Source organism: Bacillus sp. SIMBA_074 (genome assembly GCF_046534555.1).
Taxonomy (GTDB): Bacteria; Bacillota; Bacilli; order Bacillales; family Bacillaceae_G; genus Bacillus_A; species Bacillus_A mycoides.
Map to the genome: position 1 here is coordinate 1 of NZ_JAWRYM010000262.1, position 322 is coordinate 322.

Below are 322 nucleotides of genomic sequence, written 5' to 3' on the forward strand. Positions count from 1 at the left end.
CGACATGACGATAAAGTAAAATTCGGTTAAAAGCTTCTCCGCATTTCCCCAATTGGACATACCCGTGAGCAAATCTGAGCCCATAATGAAGAATAGCTCGTCGGTTGGATATTTTTTGCGCATATGAATCATGGTGTCATACGTATACGTTTCTCCAGGGAGCGCATCCATCTCTACCGTCGAGATTTCAAACAGAGGATCGCCTTTGCTGTTTGTCTTGCTTTTGCAGGTAGCAAGCGCCAATTCCAGCATGCGTAAGCGATGAACATCATCCGTCTGCATTTTTTTATCATGGCGCTTGGAGGAACAAGGGACAAAGATG

1 protein-coding gene is annotated in these 322 nt (G+C 45.0%); it reads right to left on the bottom strand.

Features of this window, described 5'->3' with window-relative positions; genetic code table 11:
- Positions 1 to 322: nicotinate-nicotinamide nucleotide adenylyltransferase (locus tag SB773_RS30775; RefSeq protein ID WP_410594027.1), on the bottom strand; the 322-nt coding region annotated here is incomplete at both ends.